At 59.9% G+C, this 25,786-nt stretch carries 24 protein-coding genes; 5 read left to right on the top strand and 19 right to left on the bottom strand.

Going from position 1 to position 25,786, the window contains the following annotated elements; translation table 11 throughout:
• Positions 1-11: 11 nt before the first annotated feature.
• The 14 genes from rplL to fzlA form a co-directional block, all read right to left on the bottom strand.
• Positions 12-386 (bottom strand): 50S ribosomal protein L7/L12, encoded by a 375-nt coding sequence (rplL, locus tag ACWNRM_RS08080; RefSeq protein WP_023979011.1) that lies wholly within the window; start codon positions 384-386, stop codon positions 12-14.
• 78 nt (positions 387-464) lie between these two features.
• Positions 465-983, bottom strand: coding sequence for a 50S ribosomal protein L10 (rplJ, locus tag ACWNRM_RS08085; RefSeq protein WP_485170346.1), 519 nt, complete (start codon positions 981-983; stop codon positions 465-467).
• A 293-nt stretch (positions 984-1,276) separates the two neighbouring features.
• A complete protein-coding gene (gene rplA / locus ACWNRM_RS08090) occupies positions 1,277-1,969 on the bottom strand; it encodes a 50S ribosomal protein L1 (RefSeq protein WP_023979013.1) in 693 nt (230 codons plus the stop codon).
• 4 nt (positions 1,970-1,973) lie between these two features.
• Complete coding sequence (rplK, locus tag ACWNRM_RS08095; RefSeq protein ID WP_023979014.1) at positions 1,974-2,408, bottom strand: 50S ribosomal protein L11; 435 nt, start codon at positions 2,406-2,408, stop codon at positions 1,974-1,976.
• 138 nt (positions 2,409-2,546) lie between these two features.
• Positions 2,547-4,169 carry an efflux transporter outer membrane subunit gene (locus ACWNRM_RS08100; protein WP_485170306.1) on the bottom strand — a complete coding sequence of 541 codons (1,623 nt, stop codon included), beginning with the start codon at positions 4,167-4,169 and terminating at the stop codon, positions 2,547-2,549.
• The gene (locus ACWNRM_RS08105) at positions 4,166-5,449 is read right to left on the bottom strand and encodes an efflux RND transporter periplasmic adaptor subunit (RefSeq protein ID WP_485170307.1); all 1,284 of its coding nucleotides are present in this window, start codon (positions 5,447-5,449) and stop codon (positions 4,166-4,168) included. The genes ACWNRM_RS08100 and ACWNRM_RS08105 overlap by 4 nt, the downstream gene beginning before the upstream one ends.
• Positions 5,446-8,616 (bottom strand): efflux RND transporter permease subunit, encoded by a 3,171-nt coding sequence (locus ACWNRM_RS08110; RefSeq protein WP_485170308.1) that lies wholly within the window; start codon positions 8,614-8,616, stop codon positions 5,446-5,448. The genes ACWNRM_RS08105 and ACWNRM_RS08110 overlap by 4 nt, the downstream gene beginning before the upstream one ends.
• A gap of 324 nt (positions 8,617-8,940) precedes the next feature.
• Positions 8,941-10,392: a sensor histidine kinase gene (locus tag ACWNRM_RS08115; protein ID WP_485170309.1), complete on the bottom strand. Its 1,452-nt coding sequence runs from the start codon at positions 10,390-10,392 to the stop codon at positions 8,941-8,943.
• Positions 10,379-11,104, bottom strand: a complete 726-nt coding sequence (locus ACWNRM_RS08120; RefSeq protein WP_485170310.1) for a response regulator transcription factor — start codon at positions 11,102-11,104, stop codon at positions 10,379-10,381. Before ACWNRM_RS08120 ends, ACWNRM_RS08115 begins: the two co-directional genes overlap by 14 nt.
• A gap of 48 nt (positions 11,105-11,152) precedes the next feature.
• Complete coding sequence (locus ACWNRM_RS08125; RefSeq protein WP_485170311.1) at positions 11,153-12,385, bottom strand: DNA recombination protein RmuC; 1,233 nt, start codon at positions 12,383-12,385, stop codon at positions 11,153-11,155.
• A 163-nt stretch (positions 12,386-12,548) separates the two neighbouring features.
• Positions 12,549-12,794: a hypothetical protein gene (locus ACWNRM_RS08130; RefSeq protein WP_062164114.1), complete on the bottom strand. Its 246-nt coding sequence runs from the start codon at positions 12,792-12,794 to the stop codon at positions 12,549-12,551.
• 84 nt (positions 12,795-12,878) lie between these two features.
• Complete coding sequence (locus ACWNRM_RS08135; RefSeq protein ID WP_485170312.1) at positions 12,879-13,415, bottom strand: type 1 glutamine amidotransferase domain-containing protein; 537 nt, start codon at positions 13,413-13,415, stop codon at positions 12,879-12,881.
• A 99-nt stretch (positions 13,416-13,514) separates the two neighbouring features.
• Positions 13,515-14,693 carry a BaiN/RdsA family NAD(P)/FAD-dependent oxidoreductase gene (locus ACWNRM_RS08140; protein ID WP_485170313.1) on the bottom strand — a complete coding sequence of 393 codons (1,179 nt, stop codon included), beginning with the start codon at positions 14,691-14,693 and terminating at the stop codon, positions 13,515-13,517.
• Between the two features lie 17 nt (positions 14,694-14,710).
• A complete protein-coding gene (fzlA, locus tag ACWNRM_RS08145) occupies positions 14,711-15,379 on the bottom strand; it encodes an FtsZ-binding protein FzlA (protein ID WP_023979024.1) in 669 nt (222 codons plus the stop codon).
• A gap of 132 nt (positions 15,380-15,511) precedes the next feature.
• On the opposite strand from fzlA, the gene minC reads away from it, so the two are divergent.
• The 4 genes from minC (at position 15,512) to ACWNRM_RS08165 (ending at position 17,839) form a co-directional block, all read left to right on the top strand.
• Positions 15,512-16,246 (top strand): septum site-determining protein MinC, encoded by a 735-nt coding sequence (gene minC / locus ACWNRM_RS08150; protein WP_485170314.1) that lies wholly within the window; start codon positions 15,512-15,514, stop codon positions 16,244-16,246.
• 113 nt (positions 16,247-16,359) lie between these two features.
• Positions 16,360-17,175 (top strand): septum site-determining protein MinD, encoded by an 816-nt coding sequence (minD, locus tag ACWNRM_RS08155; protein WP_485170315.1) that lies wholly within the window; start codon positions 16,360-16,362, stop codon positions 17,173-17,175.
• Positions 17,172-17,444, top strand: coding sequence for a cell division topological specificity factor MinE (minE, locus tag ACWNRM_RS08160; protein ID WP_485170316.1), 273 nt, complete (start codon positions 17,172-17,174; stop codon positions 17,442-17,444). Before minD ends, minE begins: the two co-directional genes overlap by 4 nt.
• 32 nt (positions 17,445-17,476) lie before the next feature.
• Complete coding sequence (locus tag ACWNRM_RS08165; protein ID WP_485170317.1) at positions 17,477-17,839, top strand: YidB family protein; 363 nt, start codon at positions 17,477-17,479, stop codon at positions 17,837-17,839.
• 127 nt (positions 17,840-17,966) lie between these two features.
• Here the strand turns inward: ACWNRM_RS08165 and ACWNRM_RS08170 are convergent, their stop codons facing one another.
• Positions 17,967-19,148, bottom strand: coding sequence for an SMP-30/gluconolactonase/LRE family protein (locus ACWNRM_RS08170; protein ID WP_485170318.1), 1,182 nt, complete (start codon positions 19,146-19,148; stop codon positions 17,967-17,969).
• Positions 19,149-19,394: 246 nt separating this feature from the next.
• On the opposite strand from ACWNRM_RS08170, the gene ACWNRM_RS08175 reads away from it, so the two are divergent.
• A complete protein-coding gene (locus ACWNRM_RS08175; protein WP_485170319.1) occupies positions 19,395-21,698 on the top strand; it encodes a TonB-dependent receptor in 2,304 nt (767 codons plus the stop codon).
• Between the two features lie 96 nt (positions 21,699-21,794).
• Here ACWNRM_RS08175 and ACWNRM_RS08180 read toward each other — a convergent pair whose 3' ends face one another.
• The 4 genes from ACWNRM_RS08180 to ACWNRM_RS08195 are packed head-to-tail and all read right to left on the bottom strand — an operon-like array spanning position 21,795 to position 25,675.
• A complete protein-coding gene (locus ACWNRM_RS08180; protein WP_485170320.1) occupies positions 21,795-22,748 on the bottom strand; it encodes an ABC transporter ATP-binding protein in 954 nt (317 codons plus the stop codon).
• A complete protein-coding gene (locus ACWNRM_RS08185; protein ID WP_485170321.1) occupies positions 22,745-23,746 on the bottom strand; it encodes an ABC transporter ATP-binding protein in 1,002 nt (333 codons plus the stop codon). The genes ACWNRM_RS08180 and ACWNRM_RS08185 overlap by 4 nt, the downstream gene beginning before the upstream one ends.
• Positions 23,736-24,716 carry an ABC transporter permease gene (locus tag ACWNRM_RS08190; RefSeq protein ID WP_485170322.1) on the bottom strand — a complete coding sequence of 327 codons (981 nt, stop codon included), beginning with the start codon at positions 24,714-24,716 and terminating at the stop codon, positions 23,736-23,738. The genes ACWNRM_RS08185 and ACWNRM_RS08190 overlap by 11 nt, the downstream gene beginning before the upstream one ends.
• Positions 24,713-25,675: an ABC transporter permease gene (locus ACWNRM_RS08195; RefSeq protein ID WP_485170323.1), complete on the bottom strand. Its 963-nt coding sequence runs from the start codon at positions 25,673-25,675 to the stop codon at positions 24,713-24,715. Before ACWNRM_RS08195 ends, ACWNRM_RS08190 begins: the two co-directional genes overlap by 4 nt.
• Positions 25,676-25,786 lie beyond the last annotated feature (111 nt).

The following is a 25,786-nucleotide window of genomic DNA, read 5'->3' on the forward strand; positions in this document are numbered from 1 at the left end:
CGTGGGCTTGATTACTTGACTTCGACCTTGGCGCCGTTGTCTTCGAGCAGCTTCTTGATCTTGGCTGCCTCGTCCTTGGAAACGCCTTCCTTGACGGTCTTCGGTGCGCCTTCGACCAGGTCCTTGGCTTCCTTCAGACCCAGGCCCGTGATGCCACGGATTTCCTTGATCACGTTGATCTTCTTGTCGCCGGCTTCGGCGAGGATCACGGTGAACTCGGTCTGCTCTTCAGCAGGAGCAGCGGCAGCAGCCGGGCCAGCAGCCGCAACGGCAACCGGAGCAGCAGCGGAAACGCCCCACTTCTCTTCGAGCAGCTTCGAGAGTTCAGCAGCTTCGAGAACGGTCAGAGCGGACAGTTCGTCAACGATTTTGTTCAGATCGGCCATGATGATGGTCCTATATGGTAACTGGTTTTCGATTCACAACCCGCGCTCCTGAAGAGGAGCGGTGCTGCGTAAGACAATTCAGGCGGCTTCGCCGGTCTTGGCATAGGCGCCGAAAACGCGAGCAAGCTGGCCGGCCGGAGCTTGGACAACGCCTGCGATACGCGTAGCGGGGGTAGAAATCATACCCACCAGCTGCGCACGCAGTTCGTCCAGCGACGGCAGTGCGGCAAGAGCCTTGACACCATTCGCATCAAGCGTTTGGCTACCAAGGGCGCCACCGAGCACCACAAGCTTCTCATTCGTCTTGGCGAACTCGACGATCGCCTTCGCGACTGCAACCGGATCCTCAGACCACGCAAGCGCGGTCGGGCCCTTCAGCAGCGGAAGAATCCCGTCGAATTGGGTCCCATGCAGAGCGAGGCTGGCCAGCCGGTTTTTCACAACCTTGTACGTCGCACCCGCCGCACGAACGCGTCGACGCAGCTCCGTCACATCAGCTACCGTGAGACCTTTGTTTTCGGTCACGACAACCATGGACGTGCTGTTGAACACGTTGGCGAGGAATTCGACGAAGGCCCGTTTTTCCTGACGGTCCAAATCCATTCTCCTCGTCAGTCCGGAAACCTTGGCTTCCAGACCGGGTTACCCATGGCACTTCCCCGCAATTGGAAAAGTACCGCTCGCCTGTCCATTCAATCGGAACCCAGCATTCCGGCAGGTTGCCCTACCCTTGTCTGCTGGCGCCCCGTCTCCCGCTCGCGGATCTTTCTCAAGATCCCTTAGACTGCCCCTTGGAACAGTACGCCCGGTCTCGGACAGGTTCGGAAGCGGGGGAATTCCCCCACCCCTACGCCACCGCACGGCCAGGCCGCGCGGTGTCATCTCTCAAATCAGGCCGTGAACGACGCCACGTCGACGCGTACGCCCGGACCCATCGTGGAAGACAGGGCTGCCTTCTTCAGATAGGTGCCCTTGGCGCCAGTCGGACGAGCCTTCTGGACGGCATCGACCAGAGCCTTGATGTTCTCGACCAGCTTGTCTTCACCGAAGGAAGCCTTGCCGATACCAGCATGGATGATACCGGCCTTCTCGGCGCGGTACTCGACCTGGCCGGACTTGGCTGCCTGAACGGCACCCTTCACGTCCATGGTCACCGTGCCCAGGCGGGGGTTCGGCATCAGGCCACGCGGGCCGAGGATCTTACCCAGACGACCAACCAGTGCCATCATGTCCGGGGTCGCAATGCAGCGATCGAACTCGATTTCACCATTCTGGATCTTCTCGGCCAGATCTTCTGCACCAACGACTTCCGCACCGGCTGCCGTGGCTTCTTCAGCCTTCGGGCCGCGGGCGAAAACGCCGACGCGCAGGGTCTTGCCCGTGCCGTTCGGCAGCGAGATCAGACCACGGACCATCTGGTCAGCGTGGCGAGGATCGATACCGAGGTTCAGCGAGATTTCGATGGTCTCGTCGAACTTGGCCTTGGCGTTACCCTTGACCAGGGCAACAGCTGCGGACAGGTCGTACTGCTTGTCGGTGTCGACCGTCGCACGGGCGGCGTTCAGCCTCTTGTTCTTGGCCATAGGATCAGCCCTCCACCACGTTCAGACCCATCGACTTGGCCGAACCGGCCAGCATGCGCACAGCGCCGTCGATGTCATTCGCGTTCATGTCCTTGAACTTCTCTGCAGCGATCTCGCGCAGCTGCGCGGTCGTGACAGAACCAACAGCGGCAGCCTTGCCGACTGTCTGGCTGCCCTTGGAGACCTTGGCGGCCTTGAGCAGGAAGTAGGTGTTCGGCGGGGTCTTGGTGACGAAGCTGAACGTACGATCCGCATAGGCCGTGATAACGACCGGGATCGGCATGCCAGGCTCGAGGGTCTGCGTCTTGGCGTTGAACTCCTTGCAGAACTGCATGATGTTCAGGCCGCGCTGACCCAGCGCCGGACCGACTGGCGGCGAGGGATTTGCCTTGCCTGCCGGGATCTGCAACTTGATGTAGCCAACAACTTTTTTGGCCATATCCGGGACTCCTTGATGGTTTGCCCGAACCGCGGTTCCAATGAGGCGTTTGCGATCTCGCGACCGCTCATGCCTCTCCCGCGTTCCGAATGGGAGCGGCCCCTTAACGCCCCGCGGCCGGGGCTGTCAAGTCTTTCGTCATCGCGCAGTGCCCGTCGCCGACAGGGGAGTCACCGCCGGAACGGCGGGTGTCGCACCGGTCAGGTTCACATCGCTGGCGCTGTTGCGTGTGTCCACATCGCCTGCGGGTCGCGGGTGATGCAGCCCGTCATATTGCAGCACACCGAACGGATCGATGGACTTGACCGAAGGCAGCGCCGAACGATCCCAACCACCGCCAAGCGCCTTGATGAGGCGGACACTGGCCTGAAGCTGGATGGTCTGGGCCTGAACCGCATCAATACGCGCGACAAGGGCCGCCTGCTGCGCCACAACCACGTCGAGGTAATTGGTCAGCCCGCCCGTGTAGAGCGCCATGGTCATGCGCTGCGTACGCAACGCTGCGTCCACCGCGGCATATTGCTGCTTCTGCTGGTCAGCAAAGGCGCTTGTCTGCGAGAGGCCGTCCTCCACATCCTGAAAAGCGGACAGGACGGTAGAGCGATAATGATCAGCACTTTCGCGATACTGGGCCCAGGCACGCTGCAAGGCCGCACGACGCAAGCCCCCGGTAAACAATGGCTCTACGGCCTGCACGCCGTAACTCCACATCGAGTTACCAAGGCTTGCGAGGTCGAAACCGTTATTCATGAAGCCACCATTCAGGCTGAAGGTGACATCCGGGTAGAACGCAGCCCGCGCGACGCCAATGGCGCGGCTGTTCGCCGCCAGATTGCGCTCGGCGGAGGCAATGTCGGGGCGGCGCTCCAGAAGCTGCGAGGGCAAGCCGCTCGGGATACGCAGGATGGAATAAGGCAGAACCTGCTTGTTGGTCGGGGCGATCTGGAAGCTGCCCGGAACGGTGTTCACCATCACCGCTATGGCATGTTCCAGCACCTGACGCTGGGCACGCACATGGCTCTGAGAGGCCATCGTGGCGTAAAGCTGATTCTCGGCTCGTGAGACGTCGAGCCCCGCCGCAATTGCCCCTGCCTGACGAAGCTGGGTGATCTTTACCGCAGTCTGGTAATAACGAATCGAGTCGTCATACACCGCATACTGGGCATCCAGCCCGCGCAGTCCGAGATAGTTCGAAGCCAGCTCCGCCTCGAGCATCAGGCGCAGATTGGCGTAGTCAGCCGCGCTGGCCTGCGCCATGTTCTTCTGCATATGTGTGGAATTGCGGATGCGGCTGAAGAAATCAGGCTCCCATGTCGCGGCACCACTGTAGAACACGCTCGACTCGGTTGTCGGCGAATTGGCATTAGCTCCGCGCCACAGACGGGTAAGCGACGTCTTGTTGTTCGACATCCCCGCTGAGCCATTGAGCTGTGGCGCCAGTTGCGCCTCTGTCTCCCGCGCGATGTCGCGTGACTGCGTGAACACCTCCGCCTGAGCCTGCAGGTCGGGATTGGAGGCCAGCATCTTTTCCTCAAGGGCGTTCAGCTGGGGGTCATGAAAGACCTCCCACCATTTACCCTTGGGCACGTCGTCTGCCGGCCTGGCGTCCACCAGAACGCCCTTCCCTTTCCATCCATCGGGATAGATGAATTTCGGGGCCTGGTAGTGCGGCGCGAGATCGCAGCCAGAAAGCAGGGCGAGGCTGAAAACAGCACCAGCGGCACTGCCACGCAAGGCGCGGCGCCTGGATCCTGCCCTCATCGACGCGCCCCGTTCTCGTTGCTGCCACCGTCGTCATCTTCCGGCACCGGCTGATGCGGCGCAGGAGCCACATTCTTGCGCGGTGCGGCTGTCGCATCGTTATAGCCGCGCGTTGCAGGCACCACCTTCACCTCGTCACCTTCGAGCATATCTGCCGTAGGATTAGCCACGATCTGGTCCTTGGCCGCAATGCCACCAAGGATCTGGATCGTCATGCCATAGTTGATGCCCGTTTTCACGTCGATCAGATGAATACGGTTATCGACCACTGTGGCGAGCTGCGTGCCCTGGGCGCGAAAAATCAGCGCATTGACCGGCACGATCAGGACACCGGGCTCACCGGGAGCGGTGAAGTGGGCGGTAGCGTAGGAATCCGGCCAGAGCGACCCGTCCTTGTTATCCAGCTCAAGTTCGGTAGTGACCGTTCGCGTCGCGGCATTGAATGCCTGCGCGGTAGCCAGAAAGCTTGCATCGTAAACGCGACCGGGGAATTGCGGCAGGGTGAGCTTGGCCGCGAGCTTGTCGGAAATCACGGCCGCATAATCCTGCGGCACCGACACGAACACGCGCATGCGGTGCGTATCCGCCACCGTAAAGAGCTCGGACGCACTCCCACGGGAGTTCAGATCACCGCCCCCGGCATTCACATAGTCGCCCACATTCACCAGACGCGACGTTACGATACCGTCGAACGGTGCCACGATGCGCTTGAAATTTTCCAGCGCCTCAAAGCGCTCGACCTCGTGCTGTGCCTGATCGACCTGCGCCTTCTGTGCCGCAGCGTTGGCAGCCTGCACATCGACTTCCTGACGCGACACCGCCTGTGTGTCACGCAGATCCGCCCAGCGCTTGGCGGTAATCACGGCCAGCTTGTAACGGGCCAGAACCACGTTGTAATTCGCCTTGGCGGCCTCGTACTGGGCATCAAGGCTCGGCGTGCTGATCTCGGCCAGCAGATCGCCCGATTTCACATGCGCACCGTAATCCTTGTACCACATCTTCACGTAGCCCGAGACCTGCGCATAGATCGGCGCCTGATACCAGGCGGCCAGATTGGCTGGCAGATCAAGATGCCGCTCGGCCGGACCGGCCTGCGGGTTGATCAGGCTGACACGCGCCCGGGCATTGTCATCAGCCTCTTCGCGCAGGGTGCCGTAATGCATCGAACGCTCGACGATCCCCCAGACGGCCAGAAGAACGGCAATACCCAGCACGATGAGAATGATCAGGCGGCCCCGCTTGCGGTTCGGCTCGGCACCTTGTTTTGGGTGCTGGGTCATGCGTGGGCTCCCTCATCTCCGCGTTCACGCGGCTTTCTGTAATGGACAATGGCAAAAACACAGGGGACGAACAGGAGTGTCGCCGCCGTTGCCACCAGCAGGCCACCGATCACGGCCTTGCCAATCGGGGCATTGTCGGAATTGCTTATGGACATCGGCACCATGCCGATAATCATGGCCAGCGCTGTCATCAGCACGGGGCGGATACGCTCATAACCCGCTTCAAGCGCTGCCTTGAGCGCATCGCCATGAATCTCCATCCGCTCACGTGCGAATGAGATGACAAGAATGGCGTTGGCCGTGGCCGTTCCCATGCACATGATGGCTCCCGTCAAGGCGGGCACCGACAACGACGTATGGGTCAGGAACAGGCTCCAGGCGATACCGCCCAGAGCACCGGGAAGCGCCGTAATGATCACGAACGGATCCAGCCAGGACTGGAAGTTCACGACAATGATCAGATAAACGAGCGTAATCGACATCGCGAGGCCGACAATCAGCTGCGAATACGCATCCGTCATCGTCACTGCCTGACCACGGACCACCAGATGCGAGCCGCGCGGCAGCTCCGATTTCATCGAGTCTGCAACGCGCTGAACGGATTTGGCCACAGTACCGAGATCGATGTTTTCATTGGCCGCATAGATATCGAACACCGGCATGATGTTGTAGTGCGCCACCTCCGCCGGGGTCCCCGTTTGCTCGATTTCGGACAAGGCGCCCAGAAGCTGGGGCTGGGCATTGGTCGGGTTGCCGTCACCACGGTCAATCGGCACAGTCTTGAGATCGTTGAGCGTCTGCAGATAATTTGCAGGCGTCTGCACGTCGATCAGCTGGGCGACACCCGAACTGTTCAGGAAGTACACCTGCCCGACCTGCGCCGACCCCGAGAGCACAACGAGTGCGTTCTGGGCGATATCCTGCTCGGTAATACCGGTGCCTAGCGCAAAGCTGCGCTTGGCATTGATGCTGAGCGTAGGCTGCGTCATCGGCTGCTGGATCGAGACATCGGTGATGCCCGGTATGGTGGCAAGCTTGCGGCGGAGCTTCTTGGCAAAGGCGAAATTGCCGTAAAGGTCGCGCCCCACAACCTGCACGTCCAACGGCGCTGGCAAGCCAAAATTCAGGATCTTGGCGGTCAGGTCGGCAGGCTGGAACGTAATCTGTGTGCCGGGGAAGGCCTCGATCAGACCCGCGCGTATCTTGCGACGGTATTCGGCGGTCGGGCTCTCGTCATTCTTGAGCGAGACGGTGATATCGCAGTCTTCCGTGCCTACGGTGGGGGTCGGGATGAAGGCCTGGTTCAGCTGAGAGAAAGGCAGGCCGCAATTATTCAGAACGGCGTCGATCTGCCCGGGCAGGATCTCGTGCATCTTCTTCTCGATGAGCACGGAAATCTTGCCGGATTCCTCCAGACGCGTCCCGATGGGGGCACGCATATGGAGCTGCAATGTGCCGGACTTGATCTCGGGAAAGAAGTCCTCACCCACAAAGTAGTAGAGCCCCGTGGACAGGATCGACACCCCCATGAAGAACGGGACGAACTTCACGCGCTCCTCGATCAGACCCGCCAGCACAATCTTGTAGCGCTCGCGGAAACTGAAGAACCCGTTCTCGAAGCCACGCTGAAAGCGGCCAAAAAATCCCGGCTCCTTGCCGTCATCACCATGCTCATGGGCAGCAACCTGCGCCGCCAGCATCCAGTTGGCCATGGTTGGCACCAGCGTTCGCGACAGGATGAACGACGCGATCATGGCGAAGATGATGGCCTCGGCCATCGGCATGAACAGCCAGCCCGCAACACCTGTCAGTTCGAAAAGCGGGAGCCACACAATGCAGATACAGGTTGTCGAGACGAAAGTCGGGACCACGATCTGGTTGGCCGCATCAATGATGGCCATTTCCAGATCCTTGCCCATCTCGAGATGGGCATCGATATTCTCGATCATGACGGTCGCATCATCGACGAGAATACCCACCGCCAGCGCGAGCCCGCCAAGCGTCATCACATTGATGGACTGACCCGCAAGGCTCAACCCGATGACCGAGCAGAGAATGGCGAGAGGGATGGAGGTCGCAACAATCAGGGTAGAACGCCATGACCCGAGGAAGAGCAACACCGCAAGAGAGGTCAGCAGCGCGGCGATAATCATCTCGCGCACCACGTCCTCGACCGAGTCCTTCACGAAGCCTGAGGCATCGGTCAGAATCTTGATGCTCGTCCCCTTGGGTAGTGTATCAATGATCTGAGGCAGCAGCTTTTTCACGCCAGCCACGACATCGAGTGTCGAGGCATCGCCGCTTTTCATGATGACCATCATGACGGCCTGACGGCCCTTCACCAACACCATATTGGCCTGTGGCGGGCCACCGCGATGCACATGAGCCACGTCACGCAGATAAACCACGGCGTTGCCAACCTGCTTGATGGGCAGGTTGTTGAAGGTTTCTACCTCGCGCGGCTGCGCGTTGGTACGCACCATATAGTCGAACGGCCCAATACGCTGATCGCCCGCCGGCAGCACAATGTTCTGCTTGTTGAGCGCCGTGCTGACATCAACCGCCGAAAGATTATGCGCCATCAGCTTGGAAGGGTCGATATCGACAGTGATATACGGCGCCAGACCACCATACGGGTTCGGGATCGACACACCGGGTACGGAAACGAGCTGCGGCCGTATCAGGTTGGACGCCATGTTGTACAATTCGGAGCCATTGAGCTTGTCCGAATTGATCTGCAACGTCAGCACCGGCACCGAAGAGGCATTATAGGTCAGGATCAGCGGTGGCGTCGCCCCGGTGGGCAATTGCTTGATAACCGTCTGCGAAACCGAGGTAATCTGGGTCTGTGCGACCGAGGTATCGGTACCGGGCTGGAAATAGACCTTGACGATACCGCGGCCGTAATAGGAGCCACTTTCAACATGCTCGATATTATTGACCGTCGTGGTCAGAGCTCGCTCGTAGTAATAGACGACACGCCCCGACATGTCTTCGGGCATGAGGCCCAGATAGGACCAGACGATCGCCACAACCGGAATATTGATGTTCGGGAAAACGTCTGTCGGCGTCTTGAGAACCGAACGGACACCGAAAATGACGATGAAGATGGACAGGACAACGAAAGTGTAGGGCCGCTTGAGCGCGGTAATGACGACTTGGTTCATCTAGTCGTCGCCTTACGCAGCATGGAAACCACCTTTTGCCTGTGCTGACCACCCGGCATGAGGAGTCCCCATCCGTTTCCCGATATCATCAAGGAGATTCCTTTTCCTGTTACAGCCAGAAATACGCATAGCTCGGAAGCCGACAAGGAAAATTCCTTTTAAGTTTCGTTCTGCAACGACCTTTCACGCAATTGCCACAAAATGAACCCTGCCTGTGTCCATAGCCCCGGCGCCTGGACCGCGAAGCAGGGAGTCAGCCTACCGACCGTCGCGCCTCACCCTATGCGGCTCGACGCAGCGGCTTTGCATCCGGGATGAACAGGTTCAGACAGCCTCGACTGTCTCGGAGGCCTGGAACACCATTTCAAAAGCACAGCCCGGACGATCAGGTGCACCGTCACCATCGGCAATAGCCAGTTCAACCCCGTGCAGTCGCAATATGGCCATAACGAGACTGAGCCCCAGACCACTCCCGGGGACGTGACGACTCTTGTCCGAGCGGTAAAACCGTCCGAGAACCGCTTCGCGCTCTGCTTCTGGAATACCAATACCCGTATCGGCCACACGCAGATGAATTACCCCGGGCGCGGGCTGTGCGGAGATCGTAACGCGTCCACCTGACGGCGTGAATTTCATGGCATTATCGAGCAGATTGGCCAGCACTTCCACCAGAAGATCGCGATCACCAAAGGTGATCATGGCCTCCGGCGCACGCTCGCTGGCTCGACCCTGGGCCGATACCGGGAGGGCTGGCATGACGGCGTTGACAAGCACGAGCCCGTTCGTCTCGGCAATTGGCTCGTACAGATCGACGATATCGGCCACGAGATCGGCCAGATTCACAAGGGCAAACCCCGCCCGGCGACGCCCGTTCTCGATCTCGCCGATACGCAACAACGCCGTGATGACAGAAAAGCACTGGTCCAGATCCTGCGTGGCGCGCTCGATGACGGCATTCAGATAATCAGCGTCATGCGGGCTTGATGTGGCGCGCTCAAGCCGCGCGCGCACCCGCGAAAGCGGCGTACGCAGATCATGCGCAATGTCGTTGCCGACATCGCGAATCTCATCCATCAGATATTCGAGGCGATCAAGCATTCTGTTGACGGAACCCGCCAGACGCTCAAGCTCGTCCCGCTCCCTCGCTGCAGGGAGGCGCTCATGCACATCACCCTGCATGATGCGGTCAATGGCCTCATGCATGGTCTTGACGCGGGCGAGCGCCCGGTGACTGAGCACCACACCCGTGAGCAGCGCAAACATGACAACCGGAAAGACCGACAACAGGGCGCCGCGCCGTATCATGAAGTGCAGTTCAGACAACAGGTGCAGCGAATGAGCCAGCACCAATATGCGCCCACCGGGCACCTTGACCGCCAGAAAACTCATCTCGTAGGGCGCATCATCGGTTGGCGAGAGTGTGAGCCGATGGACCTTGCCATCGACTGCCAACCCTTCAGGCCAGGCCTTGAGGTCGCCAGCGATATGATGGTAATGCCCGTCAAACAGGCCCACCCAGTTGATCACCACGCGCAACTCGTTGCTGGCCCGTTCGCGTACCTGATATTCGAGACGTTCAGGCGTTTCCTGCACCAGCACATCGGCCTCCCGATGCAGGATGCCGCTTGATCGCTCAGCCTCGAAATGCGTCATCTGCACGAAAAGCAGAATGAATTGCAGAACCATGCCGCCAATGATGGCCGCGACAAAAGCCAGCGTCAGGCGAAATGTTGCGGTCCGGAAAACGCCAAAGCGCGGATTGTCAGAGAGCGACACGCAGCATGAACCCCGACCCCCTGATACTGTGAATCAGTGGTGTTTCACCCGTTGCATCGACCTTACGACGCAGTTTGCCGATATGCACGTCAACCAGATTTGTCTGTGGAATGAACCGGTAATTCCAGACATCCTCAAGCAGCATGGTCCGTGTAAGAACCTGATTGGGACGACGCATCAGATATTCCAACAGGCGGAACTCGCGCGGCAGCAACTCGATCTCACGCCCCTCACGCGTCACAGTACGGTCAATCAGGTCCATATCCAGGGGTCCGACACGCAGCGTCGTGGCTCTCGTATCGTTGGGGCGCCTCAACAGGGCCTCTATCCGTGCCACCAGTTCATCCATCGCAAAAGGCTTGGTCAGGTAATCATCACCACCCGCCTTCAGTCCTGTCACACGATCATCGACGGCTGAAAGCGCGGACAGGACGAGTACGGGGGCATGAATGTTCTGGTTACGCAATTTCTCGATCACGGAAAGCCCGTCGAGCAAGGGCAACATGCGGTCGAGCACCATCAGATCATAGGCGTCGCTCGTCGCCGCTTCGAGCCCTGCCTGGCCTGTTGAAACATGCGAGACGGAAAACCCGCGTGCAGCAAGTTCCTCGACAACTTCCTTCGCGAGCGTGTCATCATCCTCAACAAATAGGATACGGGCTTTTGACGACGCTTCTGACAAAGCAGAAGAGAGACTATGATCCGGTTTCATATGACCATTTCTGCCTAATCCTGCATCGAAACGATAGTAAAATTCAGATTAAAGCTCATCCAGTGCTTCAAGGTCGTCACCCGCTCCCTGCCCGTCGAGTCCTCGAAGCTTGCGCCCCAGAACACGCGTCCTTCGTCTTGCTTCGTCGATTGTGTTGCTCATGGCGCCCGCACCACGTGAGAGTTTTTCAAGTACGCCGTCCATGCGCAGCATTTCCTGCCGGGTCAGCCCCAGAAGCCGTGCGATGGCGTCGGTGCGTTCCTCCAGCGCCAATGTCACATATCCGAGATGGACTGTACGCAGCAGGGCGGGAATAAGGGAAGGCCCCATGATGATAACCCGGTGCACACGCCCAACCTCATCGATCAGCCCCGGTATGCGCGCAACCTCCATGTAGAGCCCGTCTGTTGGCAGGTAGAGCACGGCAAACTCGACGGTAAGCGGTGGATGAATATATTTTTCGGCAATCTTGCGCGCCTCCAGACGCACCGCATTATCGAGCGCGCGCCGCGCGATACGCTCTGCTGCCTGATCGGCGCGATCCACCGCATCAATCAGACGCTCATACGCTTCGGTGGGGAATTTGCTGTCGATAGCTAGGCGCGGCGGCGTGGCGCTCCGCACCGGCATGCGCAGGGCAAACTCCACAACCTCACCACCATCGCCGATCCGGTAGTTACTGTCGTAGGATTCTGCGGGCAGAATATCGTCCAGTATCGCGCGCAGCTGGGCTTCACCCCAACCACCACGCGTCTTGACGTTGCCAAACAGCCTTTTCAGATCGCCAATCTGGGCTGTCACGGCGGAGACTTCGCCAATGGCTTTCTGCATGGCTGAGAACTGCTCGACAACACGCTGGAACGAAGTCTGCATCTGTTTTTCGACGGTAACGTGCAGCTGCTCACTCACAGAGGCCCGGATCTGAGCAAGCTGCTCAGCATTTTCACGCATCATGTCGCGCAGCATCTGCGCCTGGGCCAGCCTTGTCTCGGCAAGCTCCTGACCGAGGCGATGACTCAGCCCGGCCAGACGATCACTCATATCGCTGCGCTGCTGTTCAAGACGAGAAGACAAGACCCGCTCGGTCTCGATCAGGGCACTACGATGGAACTCACTCTCGCTGCCGCGTTCGGCCGCGTCACGCTCAAGCAGCACGTAGATGCGTGAAAGAAGGTCTCTGTCTGTGCCACGGCGCGAGAGCCGTGACCATAGAAACACCGAGATAGCCAGGGCGATGACAGCCACCAGCCAGGGGAAAAAACTGAAAAAATCCTGCGACAAATCCGGCTCCGCTTTACCTCCCCAGTATAGGAACAAAATAGGAATAGCGGAAGGTGTTTCGCTGCAAGCCATTCTCCATCAGCCTGCGGCGGCCAGATTGATTACAGCAGGGATAGAGCCCCCCCTGATGCAGGCAATCAGCAGGGAGGCCCGTCAGGCAGAATCAGTGGATATTGCCGTAGGAGGCAGCACCAATACCCGGGCAGGAACACGGGTTACCCAGCGGCACCTGTGTCGGCATCTTGCAGGTATAGATGCCTGCCTTGCAGGTATAGCCGTATCCAACGACCTGCGTACCCGGCGGCGTGGGGCCAGGTGCCGCCGTTCCCTCACAGGCGGCAAGCATGAGCAATCCGGCAAGGCCGCCGAGAACACGGGCAGAACGTCTGAAGTTTGTCGGGTTCGTCATGGTTTACACCTTTCCTGTTTGCTCCCGGCTCTGGAAGTCGCCGGTTTTCTCGTCGGTCAGAACGACGCAGAAACAAGGCAGTTTTCAGGCGGTTTTGTCACGATACTGCGCGACCAGCGCCTCGCAGAATACCGGGAGATCATCGGGATTGCGCGAGGTGACCAGATTGGCATCCACCACAACCTCGCGATCCACCCAGTTTGCCCCGGCATTGAGCAGATCCGTCTGAAGTGACGGCCACGACGTCAGGGTGCGGCCTTTGACGCCACCCGCCTCGATCAGGGTCCATGCACCGTGGCAGATGCTCGCAATCGGCTTTTGCTGAGCAACGAACCCGCGCAGGAACGCAATTGCGGCCTCGTTGATACGCAGCGCGTCAGGATTTGTCGTCCCGCCGGGGAGAAGGATGCCAGCAAACTCCATATCGGCAGCCTCGCCGATGGTTGCGCCAACCTCGATGGTCGAGGCCGGGTGCACATCGCCCTTCATGGACTGGATGGTGCCTTTCTCCGGCGCGACGACCAACGTGCTGAAGCCATTTGCCTCAAGAGCCTGACGTGGCTGAACGAGTTCACATTCCTCGACGCCATTGGTGGCGAGAATGGCAATGCACGGTTTCATGAGATGATCTCCTGATACGACGCGCCCACAGCCCGGCATTGAGCCCTGTCAGCGCACTATGTTCTGCCATGACGCTGGACAGACGCAAGGGTTCGCTATTCAGCGCCTCGCAGCGATCGCCCGGCCAGCAGCGACACCGCTCGACCATGCCCACTGGAAATTGTAGCCGCCAAGCCAGCCAGTCACATCCACCGCTTCGCCAATTGCGAAGAGACCCGGCACATCGCGGGCCTCCATGGTCTTGGACGACAGTGCGCGCGTATCGATCCCACCCTTCATGACCTCGGCCTTGGCGTAACCTTCTGTCCCCGATAGCCGGGGACGCCATGACGCAATCTGCGCGGCCAGCTCGGCGATGCGTCTGTCTGGCAGGTTTGCAAGAGTGCACGTTACATCCGCCAAGCTGATCCCCGCGATGTGACGCGCCAGACGTTGCGGCAGGTCCGCCAGCAGCGAGGCAGGCTCGGCGCGAGGCCGTGCCTTCTTGATGGCACCCAAAGCCTCGCGGGCATCCTTGCCTGGCATCATGTCGATCAGCGGCGCATCAAGCGATCCCTGCTGATAGGACGAAATCTGTAATATCGCCGGACCGGAAAGACCGCGATGGGTGAACACCATCCCATCCGTGAAGCCGGTCTTGCCAAGACTTGCACGCACAGGCAGCGACACGCCGGCAAGATCGGGTAGTGGCGTTTCCAGCGTGAGGGGCACGAGGCCGGGCACCGTCTGCACCACATCCAGCCCGAACTGCCGTGCAAGGCGCAGCGAGAGATCGGTCGCACCAAGCTTGGGAATGGAAAGCCCCCCTGTTGCCAACACGAGATTACGGCCTTCGATCTCACCCCGGTCTGTTCTGACGACGAAAGTCTCGCCTTTGGTGACCGCCTGGATGCGCGTATCGAGATACAGCGCACAGCCTTCGGCCTCGCGCAGCAGCAGCGTCACGATGTCACGGGCCGATTCGGCACAGAAAAGCTGGCCTTCCGCCTTTTCCTGCCAGCCGATCCCGTGGCGCTCGACCAGAGCCAGAAAATCGCGCGGTGTATAGCCGGCCAGAGCGGAGCGCATGAAGTGACGGTTGGCTGAGAGAAAGTTCTCGGCGCGCGCATCCAGGTTGGTGAAATTGCAGCGTCCGCCCCCTGAGATCAGGATCTTGCGCCCAGGCTCGGACGCATGGTCGAGAATGGCCACCGACGCCCCGCCCTTGCTGGCCGCTGCTGCCGCCATGAGCCCGGCAGCGCCGGCGCCGAGAACGACCGCATCAAACACATTGCTCATCTGATACCCTGCGTCGCTCAGAAATCGAGATCGGCGTAATGCGCGGGCGGATTGAATCCGTTGACCCGGTCATTAAGCAGGGAGCGGAAGCTTGGGCGTGATTTCATGCGCGCATACCAGTCCTTGGCCGCAGGTGCCTTCGACCAGTCGATATCCCCGATATAGTCGAGGCAGGACAGATGCGCTGCTGCCGCAAAATCGGCCATCGAAAGCATGTTGCCTGCCAGCCAGGCGCGTGTCTCGGCCAGCCACCCGATATAGTCGAGATGAAAGCGCATATTGGCATAGCCCGCACGCAGGGCCGTCCCGTCCGGATTGCCGCGTCCGGCCAGACGCTTGTCAACCTTTTCGCCAAGGAGATTGCGCGACACTTCATGGCCGAACTTGCCCTCGAACCATGCCATGAGGCGACGGACTTCGACGCGCTCTGCCAGGGTGCGTCCCATGAGCGGCGTGTCAGGATAAGCCTCCTCAAGATACTCGCAGATCACCCATGCGTTGGGGATGGAAAGGCCGTTCTCCTCCACCAGAAGCGGAACATCGCCCGCCGGGTTCAGGGCGAGATATTCCGGGCGGTTTTCCCAGACCTTTTCGGTCTTGGGTTCATAAGGTAACCGTTTCTCGGCGAGAACAAGCCTGACCTGACGGCTTTGCGGCGAGAGCGGCAGATGATACAAAATGCGCATGCTGTATTCTTACGCATCTGCCACGCCGTGAAGCAAGAGAGCTACAGCGTTCCTTCGTTCCATTTTCTGCCCCATTTTCGATCCTGATCTCCCAGGGTCTCTCCAGAGCGTCCCACGATCATGACAGACCAGATGACCCGCGCTGAAAACGACCCTGCTGCTGCCGCACCCATGCGCATCCGGGCGCGTGGGCGCTCCTTTCTCGCCCTTGTCCTGTCACCCGAGGCCCCACTGGTCGGCTGGCTGTTGGGGTTGGACAATCAGATCGCCCGCTCAATCGGCTTTTTTGCGGGACGGCCCGTCATTCTCGATCTGGGGCTGCTTTCGCCAGAGGCCGAGGGCCTCGCAGACCTGCAAGAAGCACTTGAAGTGCGCGGCATTCACGTGATTGGCATTGAAGGGGCAGATCAGAGCTGGACCCAGCTTGAAAACTGGTCCTGGCCTGCCACGCTTGAAGGCGGTCGCGCGAGCGGCGCAGTAGATTTCCCTGAAGCCGACAACGATTCACCTGCTCCCCTCCCCCCGGCCACACAGCGCGCCGAAGGGCTGATCATCGAAAGGGCCATCCGGTCTGGCCAGAGCATCACCCATCTTGACGGTGATATCGTCATTCTGGGTTCCGTGGCCTCAGGGGCCGAACTGATTGCCGGCGGGTCAATCCATGTTTACGGAGCACTGCGCGGCCGTGCCATAGCCGGCGTGGGCGGCCAGCCTGACGCGCGTATATTTGCCAGCCGCATGCAGGCAGAATTGCTGGCAATCGACGGCTTCTACAAGGTGGCGGAGGAAATTGAGCCTGATCTTCATGATCAGCCCGCCCAGGCCATGCTGAGTGAAGACCGCGTCGTGGTCGCCCGGCTGGGCTGAATGCAACTATTTGCAATCTGACGATTGCGGCATCCGCCGTTTCGTCAGTAGTATTGACTCTGGTCGCTTCACAGAAAAAGCGACTTTTTTCACGGAAGTTTGGTGGAGCGCACATGGCTAAGGTGCTGGTAGTCACATCCGGTAAGGGCGGGGTCGGCAAGACGACCACGACAGCAGCACTGGGTGCCGCGCTTGCCCAGTCGGGTCAGAACGTGGTGGTGATCGATTTCGATGTCGGCCTGCGTAATCTCGATCTCATCATGGGTGCGGAACGACGCGTCGTCTTTGACTTTATCAATGTCGTGCAGGGCGATGCCAAGCTCTCTCAGGCACTGATCCGCGACAAGCGCGTCGAGACACTCTCCATCCTCCCGGCATCGCAGACGCGCGACAAGGATGCCCTGACAGCAGAGGGCGTCGCTCAGGTCATCGACGAATTGCGCGAGAAATTCGACTGGATCATCTGCGACAGCCCTGCCGGTATCGAGCGTGGCGCCCAGATGGCCATGTATCATGCTGACATTGCGGTGGTCGTAACCAACCCCGAAGTCAGCTCGGTGCGTGACAGTGACCGCATCATCGGCATGCTGGACAGCACGACCGAAAAAGCAAAGAATGGCGAGAAGGTCGAAAAGCACCTTCTGATGACGCGTTACGACCCGTCCCGCGCAGCCCGGGGCGAGATGCTGAACACCGAAGACGTGCTCGAAATCCTGTCCATTCCGCTGCTCGGCATCATTCCCGAAAGCGAAGAGGTTTTGCGCGCCTCCAATGTTGGCGCGCCTGTCACGTTGTCAAACCCGGAGTCGGCTCCCGCGCGTGCCTATTTCGCTGCGGCGCGGCGCCTTCAGGGTGAAAAGATCGAAATCCAGGTCCCGCTCGAGCGCAAAGGCATTCTCGAGTGGCTGTTCAAGAAGAGGGTCGCATGAGCCTGTTCGGACTCTTTACGAAGCGCAATACCGGTACGGTTGCCCGTGATCGCCTGCAGATCCTGCTGGCGCATGAACGTTCGGGAGGCGGAAACTCCGAACTGATCAGCCAGTTGCATCGGGAGATCCTTGAAGTGATCAAGCGCCATGTAGCAGTTGATCAGGACAAGGTTCAAGTAAAGCTCGATGGCGGCCTCGATGGTTGCTCAATGCTCGAAATTGATATCGAGATGCCGCAGATCGACAAGGAAGCACGACGCTCTGCCTGAAACTGGCCGAGCGTTCAGTCTGGAGACAAGATTTGAGTGGTTTTTTCGGATCAATGATCAATTCCGCCCTCGGGTCCGTGGGCGACAAGCTCAAGGACAAGCTGGGTGGCAGCATCGGTGAATATCTCACCAGTGAACAGGGCATCCAGACCCTGGTCGAGCAGGCCCGCAAGGCCGGTCTTGAAGACAAGGTACGCTCCTGGATCGGTTCGGGTGAAAACCTGCCCATCTCTGCTGATGAACTACGCGCCCTTCTGACTGACGAGCAGGTCCAGATGCTCGTTTCGAAGACAGGCCTTCCTGCGGGGGCACTTCTCCCTGCCCTCGCCCAGTTCATTCCAGGCGTAGTCGATCAGCATACCAACGAGCAGGGCCAGCCCCCGGCGGCTGGGTAAGGCATTGCGACCAATTGGTTGATAAGCATGACTTCATGAACAGCCGGGCCGGATGACGACCCGGTTGTTCTCGTTTTCAGGCATTGGAGCAATGACCTGGGGTCACGGCTGGGCATAACAGCGGTCTCTATTGCTGTGAGGAAGCCGGGAGCGCATCGAGGGGCGAGAGCGGATCAACGGGAAAACGGATCAGCAGATAAGGCGGCTCACGCCGGTTATGGCCGTCATTGAATGACGGCAGGCGATTCCACTGCCCAAGCGTACAATAAATCCAGTCACGCGTGGCACAGATGCCATCAGGTGACAGGATACGGGCATCCCTGACAGCCATGGCAAACGACCCGTCAGAATCACGGCGCAGGATGCAATCATGCTCGTAATTCGTGGTGTAGAGCCGGCCATGCTGATCGAAACATAGGCCATCGGCTGTACCTTTTTCGCCCTCATCCCGTATCTGGGCAGCCAAGGCCTCATCCGACAGGCTTTGATCGGCCAGTGTGCGCGTCGGTATGCTGTAAAGGCGCCGGCTTGTCAGCGGTGCGTAATACAGGCGGGATTCGTCAGGCAGGAGGGCAATACCATCCACCCCACCTGACACCATCTGGGGATGATGCGGCACGTAGCGTCTGGGCTCTCCTTCGACAATGGCCATGAACCCCGGCACGGCCTGGGTCGAAACATGATGCGCTAGAACCCGCTTGGTCTGGCCAGTCGCAATATCCGCAACAATCATGGCAGGCTCATCGCCGAACGAGGAATCCGTCACGAAGACAGTTCCCTTGGCACCGACCGACAGCGCAACGCGCAAATCATTCATATGGCTGTTCGGCAGCATGACCGGGGCTTTGAGCAGGATCTTGTGCGTGACGCGGTTACTCATCGGGTCGATGCAAACAATCTTTGCCGCGCCTTCAGGAATGTCGTGGCCCGCGAGTTTGCCATCATCGATCACCCATAGCCGTCCGGCAGAATCATGGGCGATGCCATGGACAGACATCAGGCGATCTGCCGGGGCCCTGTCGGATGGGAGGCTGAGCTCGGCTGACGGATAAGGCACCACCACGCCCCCCTTGACCTCACCCAGTGTGGCACCGGCATGGTTATCGGCGTGACGCGGAAAGCTGACAAACATGCGGCCATCGGGCAGCACCGCAACGCCAGACGGCCCTGGTCCGACAAACTTGGCGACAATGTCGAATTCACCGCTCGAGCTCGTCCCGTCATCGGCATTGCCTGAGGCGAGAGCCGGACCAGCCACCCCCAGCAGCGGTGCAACGGAAGCAGCAGAAAGAAAGGACCGGCGTTTCATGGCGGGGTTCACCTCGATCAGGACTGGACGACGTGCTTGAAACGCTATGCGACGAGCGCGGCTTCGTCCTTAAAATGCTTTTCACAAGGGAAGCTGAATGCTGCTTGGACTATCCCCTTACCTGTCGCCAATTTGTCACAGTTCGCAACAGAGCCGGCAGACGAAGATTAAGAAAGAGTTGTTATGTTATATCATACAGAATAGGAACGAAGGCGATTTGTTCCGCCTTCAACCTGTTGGGTAGTCATGATGTCATCCCGATCCCTGTGGTCGTCCAGCCTGTTCCTGTCATGCTCGGTTCTGGCGCTTACCACGCCTGCTCATGCCCAGACTGCAGTGCCTTCCTCAACCACGACGACCCCGGTTGTAACGCCTGTGACGACCCAGCCCGGCACGGCGAGCGACCAAGCGTCCAGAACCTCCTTTGACAACACAGGTGATACAGCCTCGCAGGGCGTGAACGCCCAGAAGGAAGAACATATCATCGTCAATGCGCGCCTCGATGAAATCCGCTCCTCGCTCCAATCCTCCACGGGTGCGACAACCTATCGCTTCACCCGCCGTGATATCGAAAACAATCCGGGCGGCGATAATGCACCGCTCAACACACTGCTTCTTCAGGCACCCGGCGTCGCGCAGGACAGCTTTGGTCAGATTCATGTCCGCGGTGATCATAACGAGGTCCAGTTCCGCCTTGATGGCGTGCAGCTTCCTGAAGGGCTGAGCGTTTTCGGTCAGGCGTTGATGACACGCTTTGCCCATTCCGCTTCGCTCACCACCGGGGCCCTGCCCAGCGAATACGGTTTTCTCCAAGCCGGTGTGATTGACATCACTACCAAGAACGGTAGCGCCGATCCTGGTGGCGATGCCTCGATCTATGGTGGTGCGCGCGACTATTTCTTCCCGTCGCTGCAATATGGTGGCCATGCCGGGAAATGGGATTTCTTCGCGACCGGTGACTTTGTTCATAACCGGGTCGGTGTTGAAAATCCGACATCGAGCTTCAACCCGATCCACGACCTGAGCAACCAGTATCATGCGCTCGGTCATCTGCGTTACACGGCTGATGAGAATACCCGTATCAGCCTCACCGGAGGTGTGTCGAACGCTCAATACCAGCTGCCGAACAACCCGGGTCAGCAACGCCAGTTTGCCAATCCAAGCTTTCTGGATTCAGCCCTGTCTCAGCAGGTTTATGGCAGCGTGGACAGCGCCAGTCTGAACGAGCGCCAGAAGGAGATCACCGATTTCGGCATCCTCTCGCTTCAGAAAGACATGGGCAAGGTCAGCCTGCAGAGTTCGGTTATCACGCGCTACTCGTCGCTCGGCTACTCGCCCGATCCGCTGGGCGATCTTGTCTATAACGGCATCAGCCAGCACGCAGCGCGTTCGGTCTTCTCGACGGGCTCGCAAACCGATGTCACATGGCACGCCAACCGACAGCATACGGTGCGCTTCGGTTATCAGGTCTATGTCGAGCGCAACAGCTCCAAGACGGATTCCATCGTCTATCAGCAGACGGGCGCCGAGGATGACGGCACACCCATCTATGATGGTACGACCACCAATGTACATGACGGCAGCGGCCGCACCGGCTGGATGTATGGGCTTTACGCTCAGGATGAGTGGCGCCCGGTGCGTGATCTGACCATCAATTACGGTCTGCGCTTCGACGGTGTCGATGAGTACACGCACTCGAAACAGGTCAGCCCGCGCATCAACATCGTATGGCGTGCATGGCGGGGGGGCGTGATTCATGCCGGATATTCGCGCTATTTCACCCCCCCTCCCTTTGAGCTCGTCGCCAATACCTCGCTCAGCAAATATGTCGGCACATCCAACGAGCCGCAGACCTTGCAGAACAATACGGTCAAGGCGGAGCGCGACCATTACTTCGATGCCGGGGTGACGCAGTCCATCCTGCCCGGCTGGCACGCCTCCTTCGATGCCTATGTGAAGCTTGCCAAGAACATGATCGATGAAGGCCAGTTTGGCGCACCAATCATTCTCTCGGCGTTCAATTATCGTCGCGGGCAGGTGAATGGCTATGAGCTCTCGACCAATTACGAGCATGGCCCGCTCTCGCTCTACGGCAACGCGGCCTGGTCGCGAGCAATCGGCAAGGACATCACCACCGCACAGTGGACGATGGACCCGGATGATCTTGCCTATGTCCAGAACCGCTGGATCCATCTCGATCATGACCAGCGCTGGACGGCGTCCGCAGGGGGAAGCTATTCCTTCTTCTATCACACGGGCCACCCCACCCGTGTTTCGGCCTCGATGGTCTATGGTAGCGGCCTGCGCGCCGATGGTGTGGTGCCCAATGGCCGCTCCGTCCCGATCTATGCCACGTTCAACCTCTCGCTTGTCCAGTCCTTCAGGGATCTGTTCCGCGTGCCCTTCCTCAAGCGCACCGAACTGCGTCTCGATGTGCTGAACCTGTTCGACAAGAGCTACCAGATCCGCGACGGATCAGGCATTGGCGTCGGGGCACCCCAATACGGCCTGCGTCGCACCATCCTGACCGGTATTTCGCAGAGGTTCTGAGCCCCAGGCCCTTGCCTGCCAGAACGGGCAAGGGCCCGGATATCTGTCTCACCCTGCCTGAAGCAGGACGCCCGGTACGCCGAGCTCATCCGGCAATCAGCTGGCGGCGTCGCCATCATGCAGAAGCGGGTAATGGCACGCCGCCCGGCGCCCTGCCCCGTAATCCGTGAGGATCGGCCTCTCAACCGCACAACGGGGCCGGGCAATCGGGCAGCGTGTATGGAAGCGACAGCCCGATGGCGGGGAAAGAGGACTTGGCACATCGCCCTGCAAGGGCGCTGCCAGAAGTTTTCCCGGTTGTGGCACGGCCTCTACCAGCGCCCGTGTATAGGGATGAAGCGGTTGCGAAAGCAGGGCGAGCGTCTCCCCTTCCTCGACAATCGCGCCCAGATACATCACCGCCACGCGGTCCGAAATCTGTCGCACCACCGCCAGATCATGCGAGATGAACAGACAGGCCAGACCCATCTCGGCCTGGAGCTGGCGCAGCAGATTGACAATCTGTGCCTGTACGGAAACGTCCAGCGCCGAGACAGGCTCGTCCGCGACGATGACCTGCGGTGAGAGCGCGATGGCGCGGGCAATGTTCAGCCTCTGCCGCTGCCCGCCAGAGAGCGCACCGGGATAACGGGGCAGATAATCTGCTGACAGACCCACGCGTTCCAAGAGCGCCGCCAACGTGGCCCTGGACCACTCACGCCGATGGATACGAAACGGCTCCGCCAATGTATTGCCGATCGTCCAGCGCGGATTGAAGGACGATCCGGAATCCTGAAAAACCATCTGCAGATGGCTGCGCAGATCGCGCAGGGCGCGTCTCCCCATTTGCGCCATATCCTGCCCGTCGAACAGGATCTCTCCCTTGCCGGGGCGATCAAACCCCATCATGAGGCGGCCCAGTGTGGATTTGCCGCAGCCTGACTCACCGACGAGGGCAAGGCTCTCTCCACGCTTCAGGGCGAGCGAGATGCCATCGACGGCCCGGAGTGTCCTGCCGCGCCCAAGCTGATAGGTCCGGGCGACATCCTGCGCTTTAAGCAGTTCCGTCATTCGTAGAGCACGCACGCCACCTCATGGCGCTCCTCTTTCTGCGCCTTGGCTGAGGCGGCAGGCGTAGTTCCGTAACCGTCATCGATGACGCGACGCATCGCCGGGCGCACTTCACAAGGCTGCATGACATGAGGGCAGCGCGGCGCGAAAACGCACCCGCTGGGGCGTGTTTGTGGCGAGGGAGGAGCACCCGCGATCACGGGCAATCTGTCAGGGCGCGGTCCTTCGATCGGTGGTATGGCCTGCAACAGGGCCTGCGTATAGGGATGGCGCGGGGCTGAGAGAACAGCCGCCACAGGGCCGGTCTCGATGACGACCCCGGCATAAAGAACGGCAACATGCGTGCAGCTTTGCGCCACTACTCCCATGTCATGGGTGATCAGCATGACGCTCGCCTCACGCGCACCGATCTCACGCAGCAACGCCAGAATCTGCGCCTGAACCGTGACATCGAGCGCTGTTGTCGGTTCGTCAGCAATCAGCAGATCCGGCTCACAGGATACCGCCATTGCAATCATGGCGCGCTGGCGCAGCCCGCCAGACAGTTCATGCGGAAAACGCAATGCAGTCTGCGCGGGAGACGGTACGCCCATACGCCCGAGCAGTGCCACCACACGCTCATTCGCCTCGCGTTTCGATACAAGCTGGTGCAGCCTGATCTGCTCGGCAATCTGGGCGCCAATACGCCGAACCGGCAGAAAAGCCGTCATCGGATCCTGAAAGATCATGGCGGCCCGCCTGCCGCGAAAATGCTGCCACGCCCTTTCGGTCTGGGATTGCAGATCCTGCCCGTCGAAAATCAGGTCGCCGGACAGGATGCCGGGAGGTTGCAGCCCAAGCACGCTCAACCCGGTCAGGCTTTTCCCCGAGCCTGATTCTCCCACGACCCCGAGGATCTGACCGCGCTGCAGCGAGAGGGTCACGCCATCGAGCAGATAGCCGGCTCTGGGGTGTTTCAAGCGCAGGTTGCGCAGGGACAAAAGCGGCTCAGTGCCCATTTTTCCCTCCCCCGATGCGCGGGTCGAGCAGGCGATACAGCCCGTCGATCAGGGCATTGGCGACCACCACGAAAAATGCCGCATAGAGCACGGTTGCCATAATAAGCGGCAGATCCAGTGTGCTCAGGCCCTGATAGGTCAAATGCCCGACACCGGGCAGCGCAAACACGACTTCCGTCAACAGGGCACCGCCCCCAAGCAGCTGGGCGAAATCGAGACCGAACAATGAGAGCGCGCTCAGACCGGAAAGGCGCAAGGCGTGGAAGAACCAGAGGCGCCACGGCCCTGCCCCTTTCGCACGTGCCGTGCGCAGCGCGTCTTCCTGCATGGCCGAAAGCAGGTCCGAGCGCAGAACCCGACTGTAAAGGCCGATGAAAGCAACAGCGAGCGTCAGACCCGGGAGGATCAGACATTTCGTCCAGCCAAGAACGCTTGTGGAGAGTGGCACATAGCCCAGTGGGGGCACCCAACGGAACAGCCAGGTGTCATGCAACCGGCTCTGGCTCACCAGATTGACCATCTCGCCCAGCCAGAAAACCGGGACGGACAAACCAACCATAGCCAGCACAGAAAGGAGACGGTCCAGCGCACCTCCCTGATAGGCCGCACCCATCATACCAAGCACCAGCGCGCCACTCACCCAGAATAACGCCGCCCAGAGCACAAGCGAAAGCGTGACAGGTGCAGCAGCAAACACCTCCGAAACCACATTCTGCCCGTGATTGACGTAGGATGTCAGGTTTCGCGAGATGAACAGATGATCCATCATTGTGAGATAACGGACAGGGAGCGAGCGATCGAAGCCATAGGCATGGCGAACACGTTCGATCACCTCCGGGCTCGCGCCGCGCCCCGCAATACGGGCTGAGGGGTCCGACCCCGGTGTTGCGAAAAACACGGCAAAGACGAGTACCGAAATGCCGAACAGCACGAGCAGCATCTGCCCGAGGCGGGAGAGGAAGCCCCTCATCTGCTGCCCCGCCTGCGCAATGCCGTCTGCGCAGCGTCACCCAGCGTGTTCAGGGCCAGAACAGTCACAATGATGGCCAATCCCGGCGCGATGGCGACCACCGGGCGGCTATAGATCAATCCCTCGCCATCATGAATCAGACTCCCCCACGAGGCGGCAGGAGCCTGCACACCGAGGCTGAGAAAAGACAGCGCGGACTCCGCCAGGAGGCAAAGCGCCATGATGAGCGGTGCCAGCACGAATACGGTTTCTGCCAGCAGGGGGAGGATTTCGCGCAGGATGATGCGCAGGGACGACGCCCCCAGCCCACGCGCGGCCAGAACGAAGCCAGCATTTTGCAGGCTTTTCGTCCGGGCCCGTATGGGCCGCGCCGCATAGGGCACATAGATGAGCGCGATGATCAGAATGGGTAGAAGCAGTGAGTCCGCCCGCAAGTGGATCGGGCCAAAGGAGAGATCGTGGCCAATTGTCACCACGCTGAGGCTGATGGCGAACAGATAAACCGGTACTGCCCAGAGAATATCGAGTATGCGCGACAGGATCAGATCGACCCAGCCCCCACAATATCCGGCCGCCAGACCGCAAAACGTCGCGGCAATCAGGCACAGACAAGCGGCTGAAAAAGCGATGACCAGCGAGGACCGCGCCCCGTAAAGCAGTCTCGCAGCAATGTCGCGCCCCTGTGAATCGGCCCCAAGGGCATAAGGCCCCCAGCGCCATGACGGGCCAATGGGAGAGAGCCCCAGATGGAGCGGGTTGTCATTGGCCTGCATGATATCCTGCGCATGGCCGTTGCGCATGACGGTGCCGGCCAGATTGGAAGCCATTGCATCGACCCCGACCGCTCGCGCATAGAGCGGCGCGGCGACCGCGCCAAGCACCAGAAGGAGCAAGGCACCAATTGCCAGCAACACCGCAACGTTTCCGTGCCACAGGGCGAAGCGTCTCGTGTTTCTCATCGGTTGCGCAAGCGCGCATGCCGCGGCGGAATAACCTGCCCCGCGAGAGACATCAGCGGGCTGGCCGGCAACGCGCCAATCGCCATAATCGCCTTTGGGCCGCGGGTCGAA

The organism is Asaia sp. A2 (assembly GCF_057319415.1).

What these genes read in the sequence shown, in the direction of transcription:
- ACWNRM_RS08185 (WP_485170321.1), bottom strand. Translation starts at nt 23,746, where the DNA reads ATGGGCACTGAGCCGCTTTTGTCCCTGCGCAACCTGCGCTTGAAACAC.
- ACWNRM_RS08100 (WP_485170306.1), bottom strand. Translation starts at nt 4,169, where the DNA reads ATGAGGGCAGGATCCAGGCGCCGCGCCTTGCGTGGCAGTGCCGCTGGT.
- rplK (WP_023979014.1), bottom strand. Translation starts at nt 2,408, where the DNA reads ATGGCCAAAAAAGTTGTTGGCTACATCAAGTTGCAGATCCCGGCAGGC.
- ACWNRM_RS08170 (WP_485170318.1), bottom strand. Translation starts at nt 19,148, where the DNA reads ATGAAACGCCGGTCCTTTCTTTCTGCTGCTTCCGTTGCACCGCTGCTG.
- rplA (WP_023979013.1), bottom strand. Translation starts at nt 1,969, where the DNA reads ATGGCCAAGAACAAGAGGCTGAACGCCGCCCGTGCGACGGTCGACACC.
- ACWNRM_RS08180 (WP_485170320.1), bottom strand. Translation starts at nt 22,748, where the DNA reads ATGACGGAACTGCTTAAAGCGCAGGATGTCGCCCGGACCTATCAGCTT.
- rplL (WP_023979011.1), bottom strand. Translation starts at nt 386, where the DNA reads ATGGCCGATCTGAACAAAATCGTTGACGAACTGTCCGCTCTGACCGTT.
- ACWNRM_RS08190 (WP_485170322.1), bottom strand. Translation starts at nt 24,716, where the DNA reads ATGAGGGGCTTCCTCTCCCGCCTCGGGCAGATGCTGCTCGTGCTGTTC.
- fzlA (WP_023979024.1), bottom strand. Translation starts at nt 15,379, where the DNA reads ATGCGCATTTTGTATCATCTGCCGCTCTCGCCGCAAAGCCGTCAGGTC.
- ACWNRM_RS08175 (WP_485170319.1), top strand. Translation starts at nt 19,395, where the DNA reads ATGATGTCATCCCGATCCCTGTGGTCGTCCAGCCTGTTCCTGTCATGC.
- ACWNRM_RS08135 (WP_485170312.1), bottom strand. Translation starts at nt 13,415, where the DNA reads ATGAAACCGTGCATTGCCATTCTCGCCACCAATGGCGTCGAGGAATGT.
- ACWNRM_RS08130 (WP_062164114.1), bottom strand. Translation starts at nt 12,794, where the DNA reads ATGACGAACCCGACAAACTTCAGACGTTCTGCCCGTGTTCTCGGCGGC.
- minD (WP_485170315.1), top strand. Translation starts at nt 16,360, where the DNA reads ATGGCTAAGGTGCTGGTAGTCACATCCGGTAAGGGCGGGGTCGGCAAG.
- ACWNRM_RS08105 (WP_485170307.1), bottom strand. Translation starts at nt 5,449, where the DNA reads ATGACCCAGCACCCAAAACAAGGTGCCGAGCCGAACCGCAAGCGGGGC.
- minC (WP_485170314.1), top strand. Translation starts at nt 15,512, where the DNA reads ATGACCCGCGCTGAAAACGACCCTGCTGCTGCCGCACCCATGCGCATC.
- ACWNRM_RS08195 (WP_485170323.1), bottom strand. Translation starts at nt 25,675, where the DNA reads ATGAGAAACACGAGACGCTTCGCCCTGTGGCACGGAAACGTTGCGGTG.
- ACWNRM_RS08140 (WP_485170313.1), bottom strand. Translation starts at nt 14,693, where the DNA reads ATGAGCAATGTGTTTGATGCGGTCGTTCTCGGCGCCGGCGCTGCCGGG.
- ACWNRM_RS08110 (WP_485170308.1), bottom strand. Translation starts at nt 8,616, where the DNA reads ATGAACCAAGTCGTCATTACCGCGCTCAAGCGGCCCTACACTTTCGTT.
- ACWNRM_RS08120 (WP_485170310.1), bottom strand. Translation starts at nt 11,104, where the DNA reads ATGAAACCGGATCATAGTCTCTCTTCTGCTTTGTCAGAAGCGTCGTCA.
- minE (WP_485170316.1), top strand. Translation starts at nt 17,172, where the DNA reads ATGAGCCTGTTCGGACTCTTTACGAAGCGCAATACCGGTACGGTTGCC.